At 49.1% G+C, this 19,344-nt stretch carries 15 protein-coding genes; 3 read left to right on the forward strand and 12 right to left on the reverse strand.

Annotation, left to right across the window (positions count from 1 at the left end; genetic code table 11):
• Window positions 1-2 precede the first annotated feature (2 nt).
• Genes hisA through hisIE form a run of 3 tightly spaced genes read left to right on the forward strand, consistent with a single transcriptional unit; the run spans window position 3 to window position 2,106 of the window.
• Window positions 3-740: a 1-(5-phosphoribosyl)-5-[(5-phosphoribosylamino)methylideneamino]imidazole-4-carboxamide isomerase gene (gene hisA, locus F8R23_RS09580; RefSeq protein ID WP_099064153.1), complete on the forward strand. Its 738-nt coding sequence runs from the start codon at window positions 3-5 to the stop codon at window positions 738-740.
• Window positions 722-1,498 carry an imidazole glycerol phosphate synthase subunit HisF gene (gene hisF / locus F8R23_RS09585; RefSeq protein WP_112350256.1) on the forward strand — a complete coding sequence of 259 codons (777 nt, stop codon included), beginning with the start codon at window positions 722-724 and terminating at the stop codon, window positions 1,496-1,498. Before hisA ends, hisF begins: the two co-directional genes overlap by 19 nt.
• Window positions 1,492-2,106, forward strand: coding sequence for a bifunctional phosphoribosyl-AMP cyclohydrolase/phosphoribosyl-ATP diphosphatase HisIE (gene hisIE / locus F8R23_RS09590; RefSeq protein WP_112350255.1), 615 nt, complete (start codon window positions 1,492-1,494; stop codon window positions 2,104-2,106). Before hisF ends, hisIE begins: the two co-directional genes overlap by 7 nt.
• 74 nt (window positions 2,107-2,180) lie before the next feature.
• On the opposite strand, the gene gndA is transcribed toward hisIE, so the two are convergent.
• The 12 genes from gndA to F8R23_RS09650 all read right to left on the reverse strand — a co-directional run bounded on the left by gndA (window position 2,181) and on the right by F8R23_RS09650 (window position 19,322).
• On the reverse strand, window positions 2,181-3,587 hold the full coding sequence (gene gndA / locus F8R23_RS09595; RefSeq protein ID WP_085115982.1) for an NADP-dependent phosphogluconate dehydrogenase: 1,407 nt from the start codon (window positions 3,585-3,587) through the stop codon (window positions 2,181-2,183).
• Window positions 3,588-3,827: 240 nt separating this feature from the next.
• Window positions 3,828-7,286 carry a GT99 family glycosyltransferase N-terminal domain-containing protein gene (locus F8R23_RS09600; protein WP_129935116.1) on the reverse strand — a complete coding sequence of 1,153 codons (3,459 nt, stop codon included), beginning with the start codon at window positions 7,284-7,286 and terminating at the stop codon, window positions 3,828-3,830.
• 4 nt (window positions 7,287-7,290) lie between these two features.
• Window positions 7,291-8,610 (reverse strand): ABC transporter ATP-binding protein, encoded by a 1,320-nt coding sequence (locus F8R23_RS09605; RefSeq protein WP_129935118.1) that lies wholly within the window; start codon window positions 8,608-8,610, stop codon window positions 7,291-7,293.
• Window positions 8,600-9,433: an ABC transporter permease gene (locus tag F8R23_RS09610; RefSeq protein WP_129935120.1), complete on the reverse strand. Its 834-nt coding sequence runs from the start codon at window positions 9,431-9,433 to the stop codon at window positions 8,600-8,602. The genes F8R23_RS09605 and F8R23_RS09610 overlap by 11 nt, the downstream gene beginning before the upstream one ends.
• 106 nt (window positions 9,434-9,539) lie before the next feature.
• Window positions 9,540-10,382, reverse strand: a complete 843-nt coding sequence (locus F8R23_RS09615; protein ID WP_129935122.1) for a glycosyltransferase family protein — start codon at window positions 10,380-10,382, stop codon at window positions 9,540-9,542.
• A gap of 168 nt (window positions 10,383-10,550) precedes the next feature.
• Window positions 10,551-11,417: a dTDP-4-dehydrorhamnose reductase gene (gene rfbD / locus F8R23_RS09620; protein ID WP_151415552.1), complete on the reverse strand. Its 867-nt coding sequence runs from the start codon at window positions 11,415-11,417 to the stop codon at window positions 10,551-10,553.
• Window positions 11,417-11,950 (reverse strand): dTDP-4-dehydrorhamnose 3,5-epimerase, encoded by a 534-nt coding sequence (gene rfbC, locus F8R23_RS09625; protein ID WP_129935126.1) that lies wholly within the window; start codon window positions 11,948-11,950, stop codon window positions 11,417-11,419. The genes rfbD and rfbC overlap by 1 nt, the downstream gene beginning before the upstream one ends.
• Window positions 11,951-12,358: 408 nt before the next feature.
• Window positions 12,359-13,375 (reverse strand): UDP-glucose 4-epimerase GalE, encoded by a 1,017-nt coding sequence (gene galE / locus F8R23_RS09630; RefSeq protein WP_129935129.1) that lies wholly within the window; start codon window positions 13,373-13,375, stop codon window positions 12,359-12,361.
• A gap of 118 nt (window positions 13,376-13,493) precedes the next feature.
• The gene (cpsG, locus tag F8R23_RS09635; RefSeq protein ID WP_151415553.1) at window positions 13,494-14,861 is read right to left on the reverse strand and encodes a phosphomannomutase CpsG; all 1,368 of its coding nucleotides are present in this window, start codon (window positions 14,859-14,861) and stop codon (window positions 13,494-13,496) included.
• Between the two features lie 15 nt (window positions 14,862-14,876).
• Window positions 14,877-16,301 (reverse strand): mannose-1-phosphate guanylyltransferase/mannose-6-phosphate isomerase, encoded by a 1,425-nt coding sequence (locus tag F8R23_RS09640; RefSeq protein WP_151415554.1) that lies wholly within the window; start codon window positions 16,299-16,301, stop codon window positions 14,877-14,879.
• Between the two features lie 310 nt (window positions 16,302-16,611).
• Window positions 16,612-17,988, reverse strand: coding sequence for a TolC family outer membrane protein (locus F8R23_RS09645; RefSeq protein WP_151415555.1), 1,377 nt, complete (start codon window positions 17,986-17,988; stop codon window positions 16,612-16,614).
• Between the two features lie 2 nt (window positions 17,989-17,990).
• The gene (locus F8R23_RS09650; protein WP_112350243.1) at window positions 17,991-19,322 is read right to left on the reverse strand and encodes an HlyD family type I secretion periplasmic adaptor subunit; all 1,332 of its coding nucleotides are present in this window, start codon (window positions 19,320-19,322) and stop codon (window positions 17,991-17,993) included.
• Window positions 19,323-19,344: the final 22 nt, after the last annotated feature.

Consider the following 19,344-nt stretch of genomic DNA (forward strand, 5'->3'; position numbering starts at 1 on the left):
GCATGATTATTCCAGCTTTGGATTTGATCGACGGCACCGTGGTGCGTTTGCATCAGGGCGATTACGGCCAGCAGCGCGACTACGGCAACGATCCGCTGCTGCGCCTGCAGGACTATCAACAACAGGGCGCACAGGTATTGCACCTGGTCGATCTGACCGGTGCCAAAGACCCCACAGCGCGCCAGATCCCACTGCTGCGTAAGCTGCTGGCGGGAGTTAACGTGCCGGTCCAGGTTGGCGGCGGCATTCGCAATGAGCAAGACGTTGTTGCCCTGCTAGAGGCCGGTGCGACCCGCGTGGTGATCGGCTCCACCGCGGTAAAACAGCCGCAGTTGGTACAGGGCTGGTTCGAACGCTACGGCGCCGATGCCATGGTGTTGGCGCTGGACGTGCGCATTGATGTGGACGGCACCAAACGCGTAGCCATCAGTGGTTGGCAAGAAAACTCGGACGCTACGTTGGAACAGGTGGTGGAGCAATTCCTGCCTTATGGCCTGAAACACGTACTGTGCACCGATATTTCCCGTGACGGCACGCTGGCCGGTTCCAACGTGGCGCTGTATCAGGAAATCAGCCAACGCTATCCGCAGATCGCCTTCCAGGCGTCTGGCGGCATCGGCAATCTGGATGATATCGCCCAGTTGCGCGGCAGTGGTGTTGAGGGTGTGATTGTGGGGCGTGCCCTGCTGGAAGGTAAGTTTAGCGTTGAGGAGGCGATCGCATGCTGGCAAAACGGATAATCCCGTGCCTGGATGTTAAAGACGGGCAGGTAGTGAAAGGCGTGCAGTTCCGCAACCATGAAATTATCGGCGATATCGTGCCGCTGGCACAGCGCTATGCACAGGAAGGCGCTGACGAACTGGTGTTTTACGATATCACCGCGTCAAGCGATGGTCGGGTGGTAGATAAAAGCTGGGTATCGCGCGTGGCAGAGGTGATCGACATCCCCTTCTGCGTCGCCGGTGGGATTAAAAGCCCGGAAGACGCCAGCCAGATCCTCTCTTTCGGTGCCGACAAGATTTCCATCAACTCCCCGGCGCTGGCCGACCCTACGCTGATTAGCCGCCTGGCGGATCGCTTTGGCGTACAGTGCATTGTGGTCGGCATTGATACCTGGTTCGAAGCCGCAACCGGCAAGTACCACGTTAACCAGTACACCGGTGACGAAAGCCGCACCCGAGTCACCCAGTGGGAAACCCTGGATTGGGTGAAAGAAGTGCAAACACGCGGCGCCGGCGAAATTGTGCTGAACATGATGAATCAGGACGGCGTACGCAACGGTTACGATCTGGAGCAGTTGCAGCGAGTACGTGAAGTGTGCAAGGTGCCATTGATCGCCTCCGGCGGCGCGGGCACCATGGAGCACTTCCTGGAGGCGTTCCGCGATGCGGACGTCGATGGCGCGCTGGCCGCTTCGGTGTTCCACAAGCAAATCATTAATATCGGCGACCTGAAAAGGTTCTTGTCCGAACAAGGTGTGGAGATCCGCCTGTGTTAACAGAACAGCAAAGAAACCAGCTCGACTGGGAAAAAACTGACCACCTGCTGCCGGTGATCGTCCAGCACGCTGTCTCCGGCGAAGTGCTGATGCTCGGCTATATGAACCAAGAAGCGCTGGCCGAAACTGAACAAAGCGGCAAGGTCACCTTTTTCTCACGCACCAAACAGCGCCTGTGGACCAAGGGCGAAAGCTCTGGCCACTTCCTTAACGTGGTCAGTATCACCCCGGACTGCGACAACGACACGCTGTTGATTCTGGCCAATCCAATCGGCCCGACTTGCCACCTGGGTAACACCAGTTGCTTCCACCCGGCCAGCAGCGATTGGGGTTTTCTGTATCAGTTGGAACAACTGCTGGCGGAACGCAAGACAGCCAGCCCCGACAGCTCTTACACCGCCAGCCTGTACGCCAGTGGCACCAAGCGTATCGCGCAGAAAGTCGGTGAAGAAGGCGTGGAAACCGCACTGGCCGCCACGGTGAACGATCGCGAAGAGTTGACCAACGAAGCTTCTGATCTGATTTATCACCTGTTGGTGTTGCTGCAGGATCAGGATCTGGACTTGAGCAAAGTGATTGGCCGACTGCGCGAACGGCACCAGAAATAACCCTGTTTTACAGGCAATAAAAAAGCCGCCGGGCGTAAACCTCGGCGGCTTTTTTTATACTTCAAACGTTGGGGTTATTCCATCCATTCGGTATGGAACACGCCTTCTTTATCAATACGTTTGTAAGTGTGAGCACCGAAGTAGTCGCGCTGCGCCTGGATCAGGTTGGCAGGCAGAACCGCTGAACGGTAGCTGTCGTAGTAGGCAATCGCCGCAGAGAAGGTCGGCGTAGGGATGCCGTTTTGCACCGCGTAGGACACCACATCACGCAGCGCCTGCTGGTATTCATCAGCAATCTGCTTGAAGTATGGTGCCAGCAACAGGTTGGCAATATCTGCGTCGTGTGCGTAAGCGTCGGTGATTTTCTGCAGGAACTGAGCGCGAATGATACAGCCGGCACGGAAGATCTTGGCGATATCGCCATAGTGCAGATCCCAGTTGTTTTCTTTGGAAGCCGCTTTCAGCTGAGAGAAGCCCTGTGCATAGGAAACGATTTTACCCAGGTACAGTGCACGACGCACTTTCTCAATGAATTCAGCTTTGTCACCGCTCACTGGAGTCGCTTTAGGACCGGTCAGCACTTTAGACGCGGCAACACGCTGGTCTTTCAGTGAGGACAGGTAACGTGCGAACACCGACTCGGTGATCAACGACAGTGGCTCGCCCAGATCCAGAGAGCTCTGGCTGGTCCATTTACCGGTGCCTTTGTTGGCTGCTTCGTCCAGGATCACGTCAACCAGGTAGGTACCTTCTTCATCTTTCTTGGTGAAGATATCTTTGGTGATGTCGATCAGGTAGCTGTTCAGTTCGCCCTTGTTCCACTCGGCGAAGGTTTCAGCCAGCTGTTCGTTGCTCAGGTTCAGCGCCTGCTTCAACAGAGAGTAAGCTTCTGCAATCAGCTGCATGTCACCGTACTCGATGCCGTTGTGCACCATCTTCACGTAGTGGCCGGCGCCATCAGCGCCGATATAGGTCACGCAAGGCTCGCCTTCCGCTACCGCCGCGATTTTTTTCAGGATTGGTGCCACCAGCTCATAAGCTTCTTTCTGGCCACCAGGCATGATTGAAGGGCCTTTCAATGCACCCTCTTCACCACCGGAAACGCCAGTGCCGATGAAGTTGAAACCTTGGTCAGACAGTTCGCGGTTACGACGGATGGTGTCCTGATAGTAGGTGTTACCACCGTCGATCAGAATGTCACCTTTATCCAGATGCGGAGTCAGGGAAGCAATGGTCTTGTCAGTCGCTTCGCCCGCTTTCACCATCAGCAAAATGCGGCGTGGTTTTTCCAGAGATTCAACAAACTCTTCAACGGTGTAGTGCGGCACCAGGTTTTTACCCGGATTCTCTGCAATAACTTCGTCGGTTTTGTCGCCTGAACGGTTAAAGATCGAAACGGTGTAACCACGGCTTTCGATGTTCAGTGCCAGATTGCGGCCCATTACCGCCATGCCGACAACGCCGATTTGTTGCTTGGACATTGAGGAACTCCTGTCTGAGGATGACCCTGTTAACAACTTTAGCCAACAGGTTTTGTGATGTGGCACACATGTTAACTCAGGATTGAACCGCGTGGGTAGTGATTGGTGCGATAGGTCACATAATGAGTTTCAAGAGATTGAATTGTAGTCTAAAACTTTCAGCTATCTGAGCTCATAAGAAAAAAACCGGCCAGTAGACTGGCCGGTCGATTTTTACCTATCCGCCTGATGAAAGCATCTTTATGAGCCGGTAGTTTCGGCCTGTCGCGCCTTGAATACCTTAACCTTCTCAGCCAGCATGAGTTCACTATTGCGTATCATGTCGGTGTATTGTGTATTAACAAAACCCCACAACGTTGAATATTGATCTTCGGCGTAACCAACCATAAATGGCAATGTCGTCACCACAGTCAATCCTGGAGCTGACTCAAGATAGCGATCGATAGTGTTGTTCTGGGAGTCGATGTTTTTCTCATCCCACTGACTGATAAGTTCAATACCACGGCGGGAATAAATGTTCATTACCATGCTAGTCATGCGGTTGATGTAGACATATTCAATACCGTCTATTTCTTTAACCGCCAGAATGCTGGTGTCTTCGTGTAAATGCGCAATAATGCCGGCAAACACATGCCAATCCCACTCGGTTTCCCGTAAATGCCCAACGATCTTTTCGAGTCGAATGTCAAAATCAGCCGGGAATAGCACGTCATCTTCGCAAATTATTGCCATTTCAGTTTTACGATCGGCCAGTGTCGACAGCATATACTTATAGCTCATGCCGCAGCCAATCCAACCAATACGATGACGTACGCCTTCAATCAACTGAAAACCATGCGTCGGTTTACTAAGAAATGCCTGTTTACGCACTGGAGTTTCAGTCAGTGACAGACACAACTTCGGAATATCTACCTCATTGTGCGGAATAAAGTCGACACTGTTTTTGTAAACCTGGAAGTCAATCAGATCGTTAGCCAGTAAATAACGTTTGAAGTAGGTGTCAAACTGCGTATCTAAGCGAGTAAAATCAGCTATATCCTGACGGCGACGCGCATAGAAGTTGTCATCAGACAACAGACGCTCAATTTTATCAGCCATTGCATCAATGTCGCCCACCGGTGCAAAATCGATCACGTTAACCAAATTGTCATGATGATGAATATCAGAACTTGTTTCGCTGACAATCGGCGTGCCGAGTGACAGCGTTTCATAGAGTCGCGTAGTCTCCAGCAAGGCATCTTCATAATAATGAATATTGACGATCAATTTCGCACGCTGTACCAATCGGGTCAGATCCTGGCCAAATACCTCTGAGGCAATATGGACATTGAAACGTTGACTTAACTGGCTCAGATAATTTTGTCGACGTTCACAGTTAGGATCGCCATAGAACAGAACATCAATCGGTTTTTCATCGTTAACCGGCTGCAATTTATAGCCAGTTTGGCTCAAATGCTCAGCATAATGCTCATAAGACGATACGGGCATATAGAACAGCTTTTGATACGGCACACCATGCTGAAGCAGGTATTCGATATTGGTCAATGAGTAATCAAAGACCGCAATTGCACGCTCCAGAATGGCAAAATACTCAGTCGTAAACCAACGAGGGTTAATTGACTGTTCCATTTGGAAAGCCACGAAGTTCTTCGGTAACTCAGGGAACATTTGCGGACAAATAACGATATGCATTTGTCCACTGTCGGCAATTGAGGAATAAGCATGGATTATGGTTACCCCTAATCCGATATCGGTCAGTGACTTTTGCACTCGATGGGCGACATACAGAGTGTGTCTGGAAGCAAGAATTACCACATGCTGGGTATCAATATGCGTCAGTGGCATCGGCGCATCTGCGGTATTCTTCGCGGTTCGGCGCAAACTCGACTTCAATTCGGAAAACTGTCCTTTGCACACCAGGCCGAAGGCTGTTTTTGACTTGCGTCCCAACGCACGATAAGGCTGTGGATGGCTTCGGAACGCGTGCCAGATCTTGGCGGTTAAGGAGCGATTACCGGCAAACTGATGCGTAAAATAGTGGCGGGTAAAGTCTCGTATAACACCAAATTCACCACGTACAGCGCGGCCCACCATCCTTACCGGCATAGTTAGCTTCCATGATAAGCTATTGCGCATCCGGGCCATTACAGAATGTTGCAGCTCCAGAACACCTTCTTTTTGGCTCAGAGCAGAATGTAACTCATAAATTTCATGCGTTTTACTTCCAACTTCTGCCTGTAATGCCTCGAGCTCCTGTTCCAGTTCTTCAGCGCGTTTATCTTCTTCGACGACTTTCAACTGCAATAATGCATCTTCATGCTGTCGCTGCTTTTGCAGCAACGACTCTTGCAGATGCAGGTTCTCCTCCAACTGCATCCGCAACTGTGTTTTTCTCTGTTGCAGTTGATGCTCCAAAGACTCAATCAACTGGTGTTTTTCTTCAATACTTTGTTTTTGCTGATCAATAACACGAAAAATCTCTGCACGAACGTCGTTATCACGCTTAACACGGTCAGAGATTAGCTCACCGATATCCATCCCTTTCATGCTTGTCAACTCGTCAGCTCCAGCTGAATAATAGTTCAAGTGGTAACGTACTATATCGATTTCCGCTGGTTCAGACAGACGAAAATGCAAATAGTCCGCATCGAATATCAGATCAAATGGCACGAGATAAGCAAACAGATAGAATGCCATTCTGTTGGCGCACTCAGATTCATCATCCGCTTCATTGATAAAACTGTAAGAACTGTCACCCAAGACTTGCACTTCACTTTTCAGCAACAAACCTTCCAACCCAACACTCGAATTTATTGTCACGATCTTCTGACAACGATTCAGGAACTCAAGGCTATTAGGTGAATGATCAATTTCAGATTGCACATTTTGCAGTTGAAAACGACTGCCGGGGTGAAGTCGGATCAATAAGTTGTCGCTGGAACACAACGTTTGTGCATAGGATAACAATGATAAATTATTAAAACCGTTACTGTAGGCAATAATGTTCGAATCATCTTCGACCTGCATGACCAACCCAATCTCGAACTCAGCGTCACCCTTCTGCGGCAGTAACGCCTCTGCAAAAAATTGGTGTAGTTCACCCATGGTTAGCTGAACCTTGCAATCTTGCGCCACCTTCAGGTAGCGAGCTTGCGCCTCAGTATTCCCATTCACACCGCTGAAATCAATATAGCCAGTTCCCAAATACATTGGCGCACGCAGAGGACCGACCTCAAAGTGGAGCACAGGGATCGACAATTCCTTCGCGACATTTTCCAACGACGGGCAGTTGCAGATACTGAGTATCGCCTTAATTCCAAGTTTTTTCTTATCCAGCAATATGTTACGTAACTCAGACTCCAATTCCGGAATGCTCTGCGTTAGGAACGCTTGGAATACTGCCATTGGATTATGGTGATGTTCATTCAATAACCTGGTAAACAGCTCTTCATCAAGCAGGTTGAATTCATGCTGGTTGAATCTGTCTTGGTCCGGCAGCGTATAGCCCAAATTACGCATCGTAGGCTCATCGAATTCCCAGCGCCCTTGTTCACGCCACTCAAGCGGATCTCGCAGGTACTCGCTACCAGTAATAAAGAGACTTTTTTCCTTCAAGGTACTAAGCAGGCGATAAAATACCCACAGGTAAGGCGCTTTGACACCTCGGAAAGAATAAGGCGGTAAAAAAATAGCCAGCATAGCGTTACTCCTCCTCCAGCGAAATTTGTACCGGAGCATGAATGACACCACCCAACTCGCGCGATGACCAAAACTTCAACCTCATCATCGGACGACGCTGGTCAAGCTCTTCCCGTTCCCCTTTGCCAACCCGAGCCAATCCACAGTGCACCAGGTAGTCACCGGAATTTATCGGCAACTTGACCTTATAAACGATATGCTGCTCACCCGGTTTCAGAGTGATCGGAACGCCGGCACCGATATTGCTGTCACCCCAAATATCGCCCCCCTGCGCCTTGGAAATTGATACACCAAGCGCTATGTCCTCAATAAGCTCTGATGACAACAAGGTATAGTCAAAAGTCAACTCTTCCCCAGCTCGTACCAATGGTTTTTCTGACAGTGGAGTGCCATCCGCTTTATAGATCTGCAGATTTTCGATAATGGCACGCGCGGTGCCAAAACGCTTCTCCCCGACTTCAATATTGGTCTGTTCTGACTGAATAGCCTGGAGCGTCGCCACATCCTTGACGGCAGAGCCATCGACATGTTGACGTTTTTCTTTTGGAGGGGCCTGGGTCAGCAACATGCCTTTTTCATAGGCGAGAACCGCTGCTAATACGTCATGCGTATCTCCGACTAGCTGCCCGTCGTTCATTACCAGACAGCGATCGGCATACTCCAGAATACTGCCGGTGGAATGGGTAACCATAATAATAGTTACCCCTTTGGCACGTAGCGCTTCCATACGCTTATAGCACTTATATTGGAATCCGATATCGCCTACAGCCAACGCCTCATCGACGATCAATATCTCTGGATCAACACAAGCCTGAACAGCAAATGCCAAACGGACATACATCCCACTGGAGTAGGTTTTTACGGGTTGGTCAATAAACTCGCCAATATCTGCAAAATCAATAATTTCCTGGAAACGCGCGTCAATCTGCTCACGCGAAAATCCCAAAACAGAGCCATTGAGATAGACGTTGTCACGGCCGGTGAATTCCGGATTGAATCCAGCACCCAGCTCCAGCAGAGCGGCAATCCGACCGTTAACCTGAATCTCACCTGCCGTCGGAGTTAAAGTGCCACAAATCATTTGCAGCAGGGTTGATTTCCCCGCGCCATTACGCCCGATAATTCCAACAGTTTCCCCTTTATTTATGCTGAAGGAGACATCTCTCAGTGCCCAAAACTCGCGAAAGTAACGTCGAGACTCGCGGCGGACAGCTCGCTGCAATTTAGGTGCAAAAAATTGCTTCAGGCGGTCACGTGGACGATCGTAAATCTGATAGCATTTGCTTAATCCTTTGACTTCAATTGCAATTTCATTAGAGGACATCGGCAAACCCCTTTCTGGTTTTCTGGAAGAATACATAACCCAGCCAAGCCACTATGGTTGCGGCCAGCGTATATATCACCAACCCTTGCCAATCAGGAAAACGCCCCCAAATCAACACACTACGAGCTTGTTCGATAATAAAAGTCAGCGGATTGAGCATGATCCAGATACGGTATTTTTCCGGCAGTGCGGTAACCGGGAAGAAGACCGGAGACAAAAACATCATTACCGTGGTGATAATCACCGTCGTCTGGCTCACATCACGGATAAAGACGCCAAGGGAGGCCAGGATCCACCCCAACCCGAGGCAAAAAATCACTAACGGCAAAAATACCAGCGGGATAAATACCACCGTCCAATGCAGAAAACCGTTAAAAATGAAAAAGGCGCACAGCAAAACCACCAGGCTAATCAACGTATGGAACAACGCAGCACAGAGACCAATCACTGGTAGCGTTTCCAATGGAAATACCACCTTTTTGACATAGTTCGTGTTACCCAAAATGATTTGCGGCGCACGGTTGATCACTTCAGCAAAAAAACCATGAACAATCATACCGACAAACAAAATGACGGCAAACTGCGTACGGCTCTCATCGCCCCCTACTGACCAGCGGGCTTTAAAAACTACTGAAAATACAAAAGTGTAGACAACCAACATGAACAGAGGATTCAAAAAGGACCAGGCCAATCCCATCGTTGACCCTTTGTACCGACCAACAACTTCTCTCTTGGTCATTTGCAAAATCAGTGACTTGAATCCCCATAATGCGCGTACCAGCGCCAGCGGAGTCAACGGCATTTTTTTATGGGGATTATTCATTTACCAGCCTCCGTAGAGCTATCAGCAACGCACACCCTGCGCCCACAATCAATATAAACAAACATAATCAATACCTTAGGTTCAATTTAATGTTTACAGCCAGGCCTTAGAGACCATCATGCACAGAGGCCATTGGGATCGTTTTTAAGTACTTTTGGTTGTAATGGCAGCGTTCACGGTCAAAAAACCAACCCCACTTGTTAAAGTACAATATGGCTGAATGAATATGATATCTTAGTAAAATCAAACTCTTATACGAACCCTTGCCGAACACATGTGTGATTGTGGTTCCCGAATAATAAATAATATCCGTCAACTTCAAAGCCCGGCGACAAAGATCCACATCCTCCAGATACATAAAATATCGCTCATCAAAACCACCTAGCTGGCTCAACAATTCGGATTTCAGCAACATAAAACAGCCGGAAACCGAAGGAACCGCAAAAGTTTTGTTGTAGTCGGCTTTCTGTAATTCGTAGTCAACATCGCTCCTCGCGCCCCATTTAGGCAGGAAGCGACGGAGGAAAAGATTTGCTGGCGATGGCAGCAGCCTACAACTGTATTGAAAGCGACTATCGCTATAACGTATACGTGGGGAAACGAATTGGTGCCCGCCCTCGCAGGCAAAATGATGTAACTGCGCCAACGCGCCTACGTCAAAACTGATATCTGGATTACAGATAAGAAAATAGTCGCAACTGTCGAGATACCTCTTCATGGACAGATTGTGACCATGACCGAAACCACCGTTTACCGCAGAATGGATATAACTAATCCGCTCATTTCCCAGTGAAGCAGCCCAATCAGACCCGCCATTGTTGATTAAAACAATTTTGCCAACGCATTGCTCGTTGAGGAGCGAAGTCAACGTGTCTTCCACTTGCTCATAGCTGTGGTTAAATAAAACGATAGACGCAACTATCTGAAATCTTTCTTGTTCTACAGACATGCTGTATCTAATTCCTCAACCCAGGTTTATTGCAGTAACAAAAAGTCATGCAATCAGGGTGACTATAAGGCCCAGCACCGATCGGGACGAGGGGCACGAATGACCTATAAACAGAAACATTAAAGGGGATACTATTATCCCCTTTAATCTCATCAAATTGAAGGATCATTACTGCGATAATATCTTACGGAGAACAGTTTTAAGCTGCTGTTTCCATGGGCTTGGCCTAAGATTCAAAGCGCAAATCTTATCGGTGCTTAGAATCGAGTAAGCAGGCCGGGATGCAGGGGTCGGGTATTCATCACTGGCAATAGGATTAACTTTCACCTGGTGCGGATATAGCTCACAAGCTTGTGCTTCCTTGAAAATCGATTGCGCAAAGTCAAACCAGGAAACTGCAGTATCACCACAATAGTGATAGATACCATATGACAGCTGCTGTTTTGAAAGCATTGCAATGATGACAGCCGCTATGTCACCAGCATAAGTTGGACAACCATACTGATCACTCACCACACCAAGTTCAGCTCGTTGAGCCCCTATCCGTAGCATGGTTTTAACAAAGTTATTGCCGTACTCGCTAAAAACCCAAGCCGTTCTGATCACAACAGTTTTAGGGTTAGCTTTCAGTGCCGCAATTTCACCGTCAAGTTTGGTTTGACCATAGATACTTTTAGGTGAGCATGGGGTATGTTCGCAGTAGGGTTCTGAAGCGGTGCCATCAAAAACATAATCGGTTGAAATGTACACAAAGGGAATATCCAGCTTTGCCGCAGCTGCTGCCAAAAAACCTGGCCCATCTACATTGATAGCTTTGGCCTTCTCCGACTCCGATTCCGCCTTATCCACTGCAGTGTAAGCTGCGGCGTTGACGATGGCTTCCGGCATAAACTGAGCCACTACTGCTGACACAGCAACAGGATCAGTGATATCCAATTGCTGACTGTCGGTTGCCATCAGGATCCAATCAGCAGGAAAGCGGTCGATAAAACAGCGCCCCAATTGCCCTGCTGCACCAGTCAAAAGTACACGCATTAGAAAAGCTCTCTAAATAGTTTTCCCTGCAAATCCTTCGGCGACAGCAGCGGTTCGCTAACTGGCCAATCGACACCGACTTCTGGATCATTCCAAAGCAGACATCCCTCATTACTCGGATCATAGTAATCTGTGCATTTATATTCAAAATCAGCGGAGTCTGAAACTACAACAAAACCATGAGCCAGACCCGGTGGTACCCAAAGCTGGTTCTTGTTGTCCTCTGACAGATAAACTCCAACCCATTTCTTGAAGGTAGGCGAATCGGGACGGATATCAACAACCACGTCGTAAACCTCACCACGAACACAGCGTACCAATTTACCCTGTGGCTTGGCTGTCTGAAAATGCAATCCGCGCAAAACCCCCCGCGAAGAACGGGAGTGGTTATCTTGTACAAATTCAGTGTCAATACCGAGTAGCTCTTGATAGCGACTCTTTCGAAAAGTTTCAATAAAAAAACCGCGGTGATCACCGAAAACCTTGGGTTCAATCAGCTTTACACCTGCGACCTGCGTTTCTATTACTCTCATTAGGAACCTACTCACAAAAAACTTTAACCCAGAGACCTCGAATTATGCTTATGAACGCACGTTATCACTGAGTCTACATGTCATCTTTAAGGCAATTATGAATGAACCTTAAACAAACTCACGTACGTATGATACAAATAACATAGGGCCTGCGAAGGTCTGAGAGACTAGCACAATTTGCAAAAACATCCGACACTATAACGTAAAAAAAATGCGGCGCCAGCCGACATCGCCATGTCAAAGAAAAAAGGTATCAGTTTGATTTACAAATAAAAAAACGACACCCTTTGCGATGTCGTTAGTAAGCTAAAAGTGGGACGTTACAATTTATAAAGTAAAGTAACGCTAGCCTTTGAGTGAACAATTGTTGGGCCCAACCCAAAGGAATTGCCAGGCCCGTCCATAAGGTTAGCGTTGGAACCCTTGGGGATTCTGCTTCTGCCAGTTCCAGGTATCACGCATCATATCCTCAATACCCCGACGCACTTCCCAGCCCAGCTCCCGGTAAGCCAGATTGGCATCTGCCCAGAAAGCCGGCAAATCGCCGTCGCGGCGAGGTAAAATTTGGTAGGGGATCGTCACACCTGATGCCTTCTCGAAAGCCTGCACCATGGCCAATACGGAATGCCCTACCCCAGCACCTAAATTATACGCCTTGAAGCCGCTGATCTTATCCAGATGATCCATTGCCATCAAATGGCCTTCTGCCAGATCCATTACGTGGATATAGTCACGCTCACCAGTGCCATCTTTCGTTGGATAGTCTCCACCAAAAATGCCCAGTTTCTCCAGCTTGCCAATCGCCACCTGGGAGATATATGGCAACAAATTGTTGGGGATACCGTTAGGGTCTTCGCCGATCATCCCAGACTCATGGGCCCCGACCGGATTGAAGTAACGCAGTGCGATAATCGAAAACTGCGGCTCGGCTTTAGCAAAATCTTGCAAGACCTGTTCTACCATCAGCTTGGACGTCCCATAAGGGCTGGTCGTGCCGCCGATCGGCGTGGTCTCTACATAAGGCACCGGGGAATCGGCACCATAAACAGTAGCGGAAGAGCTAAAGATAAATTGGTAAACACCTGCACGGCGCATTTCATCCAGTAGCCCCAGCGTCCCCGCAACATTGTTTTGATAGTACTCAAGTGGCTTGCGAGTTGATTCGCCCACCGCTTTCAGACCGGCGAAATGGATAACCGAATCTATCGAATGAGCCTCAAAAATGCGCTTCAGGCATTCATTATCCTGAATATCCCCCTGGTAAAACGCAGCCGCTTTTCCCGTCAACTTTTCTACACGGTGCAAGGACTCTTCCGAAGAATTCGACAGGTTATCCAATACCACCACATCCTCACCACGCTCCAGCAAAGCCAGAACGGTATGAGAACCGATGTAACCGGCTCCGCCGGTGACTAAAATGGTCATAACGTCTCCTTATTCACACCCTTGACACGAAAATTATCGAGCACTTAGGGAAGTGTACATCCATAAACAAGCAAAGCTGCCAAAGCAGCTTTGCATCTGATCGAGTATCAATACAGTGCTATCGTGAAAGTATTGACAGAATTTCGTCCGTTTTCTCTTTCATCAAAGCCACATCGGCTCGTGACTCGACGTTAAGACGAACCACCGGCTCAGTGTTAGAAGAACGCAGATTGAAGCGCCAGTCGGTAAATTCCATACTGATACCGTCGGTGTAATCCACTTCACCAACCTGTTCCAGATAATGTTGCTTGACGCTCTCGATGGAAACGGCCGGCTGGGCCAGTTTGATATTAATCTCTCCGGAGGACGGGTAAGCGGCAATGCGATCCTCTACCAATTGCCCCAACGTTTGACCTTTGACGCTGACCAATTCAGCCACCAGCAGCCACGGGATCATACCGCTGTCGCAATAGGCAAAATCACGGAAGTAGTGATGCGCACTCATCTCACCACCGTAAATCGCGTCTTCCGAACGCATACGCTCTTTAATAAAGGCATGGCCGGTTTTCGACATGACAGGAACACCGCCCGCCGTACTCACCACATCGATAGTGTTCCAGCTTAAACGTGGGTCATGAATGATTTTTGCGCCAGGCTGTTTTTGCAGGAAAGCCTCGGCCAACAAGCCGACAATATAATATCCCTCAATAAAGTCGCCTTTTTCGTCAAACAGGAAGCAACGATCGAAATCGCCATCGAATGCAATACCCATATCCGCACCATGTTCACGCACCGCATTGGCAGTATCCGCGCGGCACTCAGGCAATAATGGATTAGGGATCCCGTTGGGGAACGTGCCGTCTGGCTGATGGTGGACTTTAATGAATTCCAGAGGAATACCCTGAGATTTAAGCTGGGCTTCAATGGCGTCAATCACATGCCCGGCAGCACCGTTGCCCGAGTTAATAACCAGTTTGAGTGGCTTAAAGTTTTTGGCATCGATATACGACAATATATGCGTTACATACTCACCCAGGACATCCTGGCGAACATAGCTACCACGCGTCGCAGTAGGTTCTGGGAACCGGTTATTTTCCGCCAGCTCCTGAATCGCCCGTAACCCGGTATCTCCACTGATAGGACGTGAACCTTCACGAACCAGCTTCATCCCGTTGTAGTCGATCGGGTTATGGCTGGCCGTCACCTCTACGCCGCCATCCGCTTGCAGATGTGAAGTAGCGAAATAAATTTCTTCGGTCCCCGTCATGCCAATGTCGATCACGTCGGTACCGGCATCCTGCAAGCCTTTTGCCAGGGACAACTTCAAACTCTCGCTGGTCAGGCGCACATCGCTACCCAACACCACAGTCTTTGGCTTCAGAAACTCGCCATAAGCACGCCCAATGCGGTAGGCAATATCATCATTCAACTCTTCACCTAATTTACCGCGGACATCATAAGCTTTAAAACACGTTAACTTTTCCATCACCAAACCCTTTAATTAAATTCTGCCGTACCGATCCTGTAAACGCTCAATATCATCTTCTTCCAGGTAAAAACCCGATCTGATTTCAATGATTTCAAGATCGATTTTCCCAGGGTTCTCCAGCGTATGCACACTGCCAGCTGGTATGAAAGTGGATTGATTTTCTGATAAGAAGAACTCTTTATCATCCACATTCACTTTAGCCATGCCGGTGACAACCACCCAGTGTTCTGCACGATGAAGATGGCGCTGCACTGATAATCCTTCGCCAGGACGGACAATGATTTTTTTTACCTGGAAATGTTCGCCCTTATCAATGTCACATATCTTGCCCCATGGGCGATAGGAGGTAGAGTGTTGGCGGAAGTGATGAAGGTTGCGTTTTTTAAGCTCTTCAACCACTTTCTTAACGTCCTGAACTCTATCCTTAGTCGAAATCAGCAATGCATCATTGGTGCTGATCACTATCAGGTCATCCAAGCCGATGGTGGCCACCAGAGCCGCTTCAGATGAGATATAGTTATTGGTTGAATCAATAGAAATAATCTCACCGACGTTCACATTCCCCAACGCATCTTTTTCGGAAACTTCCCACAATGATGACCAAGAGCCTACATCGCTCCAACCTGCATCAATAGGGATCACCACCGCATCTCTCGTTTTTTCCATCACCGCATAGTCAATAGAATCGCTTGGGCAGTGCTTGAATATTTCTTGATCAACACGGATGAAGTTCATATCTCGCTGGCTATCTGCCACAGACTGCTGCGTTGTACTGAAGATCTCTGGGCTAAACTGTTGCAACTCATGCAGAAACTTGGCAGTTTTAAACATAAACATGCCACTGTTCCAACTGAAATCACCACTCGCCAGGTATTCAATGGCCTTGTCCAGGCATGGTTTTTCCACAAAAGCGTCGACTTTGAAACATTCGTCCGAGAGCGCGCAACCACGTTTAATATAACCGTAGCCCGTTTCTGGTTGCCCAGGAATAATGCCGAAAGTCACCAACTGGTCTTCAGATGCATGTCGAATGGCCGTTTTTATTGCCGCATGGAAGTTTTCTACCTTTTTAATCAGGTGATCGGCAGCCAGCACCAACAGAATGCAATCCTCATCTTCTTCTGCTGACAAATGCGCGGCTAATGCCACTGCCGGTGCGGTATTACGTCCTACGGGTTCTAAAATGATATTGGTCGCCAGTTGATTAATTTCCCGCAGCTGCTCAGCGACTAAAAAACGGTGGTTTTCATTGCAGATAACCAAAGGTGCTGCGACCTCCACTCCCTCAAGTCCTGACAAGCGTTGCAGTGTCTGCTGCAACAAGCTAACTCCGCTATCATCAATAGATAAAAATTGTTTTGGGAACGATTCACGCGACAGTGGCCATAGCCGGCTGCCAGTACCACCAGCCATAACCACAGGAATTAATTTTGTCATTCTAAACCCTTTACTCAGTAGTCAGTCTTATAAACGAGAGCGCGGCTTAGCCCAGCCAACCTCACCCTTACAAAAACCAAACAATTGCACACTAATAATGATATGCATCTTCAAAACGGACTCCTCCCGAAGCCACCGAGCGCCCCTAAAAAATAAGGTGGTAACTTTCACCAAAAAATACACTACTAGGGCACGGGTAAGAGCATTACTTACGGCTAACATAACGTATTGAGACAAAAAAGAGCAGCACATGGCTGCTCTTTCAGATAAATACTCATGGTGCATATTTAGGCTATTTCACACTATCGGTTCAGCGGTTTATGGCAAAATACTGCGCCACGCGTTTCACATCACTTTCATCAAGCGTACCTGAGTCGCTCAGCAGCGTGATCCAGGATTTTATGTAGGTGTATTTGGCCGAAGCCAGGTCACGCTGGGCACTGTACAACTGTTGCTCGGCATTCAGCACATCGACGTTGACACGCTGGCCTGCCAGCACACTTTGCCGGGTGGCCGTTACCTGAGTTGTCGCCGACTTCACGGCCAGTTCGTACGCGGCCAGCTTGGCGCGGCTGCTGATACAAAGGTTATACTGCTTGCGCAGATCGTTCAGCGTAGTGCCGACCTGTGCATCCATTTCATACATCGCCTGCCCATAGCGTGATGCCGCCTGGCGAGTCGATGCCGAAACTCCACCACCAGCGTAGATCGGCACACTCACCTGCACACCGATACTGTCGGTGCGGTATTTTTGGTTAACCGTGTTATCACTGCTGGAATCATTTTCCGAGTGCGAGGCATAGAGCTGAACCTGCGGCATAAAGCCCGCACGGTTTCTCTCTACCTCATACTTGGCGGCATCAACGCCATGGCGCGAAGCCGCCAACATCGGGTTATTCTCTAGGGCAATTTTTTGCCACTCTTCGAATTTGGAAGGGATCAACGGCGCCACCTGGAATTTACCAGGCCGCAACAGCTGTACGTCATCCAGTTGATTGAGTGGTATACCAATAATGACCTCGAGTTCACGCTGAGCCGCATCCAACGCATCACGCGCCTCAATCTCCTGCGCCTCTGCCAGGCTGTAACGCGCCTGAGTCTCAGAAACGTCGGTAATGGTACCTTCCCCCGCACTCATTAAACGATCGTTCAGCGACAGCTGCTCTTTATAAGCCGCCTTTTGTGCCGAAGCCAATGCGATCTGGTCTTTGGAGTACGCCACCTCAACGTAGGCGGAGATCACCCTCACGGCCAGATCGAGATACTTACTGCGGTAACGCTCATCAGACATCAGCGTCTGCGCCACGCCAGCCTTGTAGCGTGCATAGGCCTCATAATCGAACAGCGGTTGTGTCAACGTAACCGAGCTTGAATAACTGCGATACTGCTGCCGCTTGGTGGTTTCAGTCACGTTGCCAAAGAAATCGCTTTGCGGATACTTTTGCGTTTGCCAGTTTCTTGGCGAGTTCTGGTAATTGAGCGATACCTTCGGCAGCAGCCCCGCCCTGCCGATGTTCTCGTTTTCGTCTCCCGCCTCTTTCTCTTTTATAGCCGCCCGGAAGGTCGGATCTTTTTCAAGTGCCAGCGAATATGCGTCTATAATCCCTATCGAATGAACCGGCGCAGCTATCGCAAACAAGAGGGTACTGATAGCAAGGCCAGCAACCTGTCGTTTAAATTGAATCAAAATTATTCCTCGGTTAATGAAGTATGAGCGCGATCCAAAATAGGTTTAAACAGATAACTCAACAGTGAGCGTGAGCCGGTCTTCACAAATACCTCAACAGGCATACCCGGTTTGATGTCTTCGCCACTGAGCAGTTTCATGCCCTCAGGAGAAACCGTGACCTGCATTTGGTAGTAGGGTTCGCCATTAGCCTTGTCAACCAAGCGATCGGCAGAAACCAACGTCACCGTCCCCGGTATTTTCGGGGTCTTGTTTTGGTTGAAGGCGGTAAACATCAAATCCACCGGCAACCCGTCGTACACTTTATCAATCAGCTCTACCTTAAGGCGTGAATCCACCACCAACGTAGCCTGGCTGGGTACAACGTCCATCAGGTGGTCACCCGCTCCCACGACGCCCCCCTGAGTAAAGATATTCAGCCCTACGACTGTGCCATCCACCGGCGAAGTGATGGCGGTGTTACCGAGATCAAAGTTCGCCATTTCCAACTTGTTTCTAAACTCGCTGGCATCCATCTGAGTCTGTGCCAATTGGGTCCTGACTTCACGCTGATAGTCGGCAAAGCGTTGGTCGATCCGTTGCTGAGACTCCAGTAACTGTTTTTGTACCTGACCAATTCGGCCGACGGTTTCATCGATGCTGCTGTTCACTTCCGCAAACTGACGCTGCACTTCCAGATAGCGGTTACGCGGTAAATAACCGTCCGCCGCCAGTTGCTTCATGCTGTTCATCTGTTCGCGCAGGCTTGAAAGCTGGATTTGCTTGTTGACCCTTGAGTCCTGCAAACCTTTTAGCTGGAATCGCATGCCGTCCATTGACTGTTTATAACCGTCAACTTCGCTTTGTAATCCCTGGCGACGTGAAGAGAATAACTGTGTTTGCAAAGCGATGATTTCAGCCACCCGCGGCTGAGCCTGGATGGATTGAAAAACAGGAGAAAAAGTGACTTTACCTAATCCATCACGCTCAGCCAGTAAACGGCCTTCGCTGGCCAGCGTGGTGTAATATTGGTCGCGAAGCGAGTCAACCTGAGCCTGGGCTTGCACCTGACTCAGTTGCACCAACACCTCGCCCGCTTTAACTTTGTCGCCTTCTTTAACCGTAATACTTTTTATGATGCCGCTAGCCGGTGCCTGTACGGTTTTACGGTTGCCAGAAACGGTAACAGAACCTGGTGCCGCGACCCCTTTATCCAAAGGCGCAAATGCGGCCCAGGCGAAGAAGCCAAACAGGCCAATCCCAACCACTAACCACCCCATGCGGGTAAAACGCCGCTCATCCTGCGGGATCTGTTCTGAATACGAGTCTTGCGGCTCGCCAATATGCGTAGACATACCAACTCCTTTGACTGCAGGC

This window comes from Serratia proteamaculans, from assembly GCF_008830365.1.
GTDB lineage: Bacteria > Pseudomonadota > Gammaproteobacteria > Enterobacterales > Enterobacteriaceae > Serratia > Serratia proteamaculans.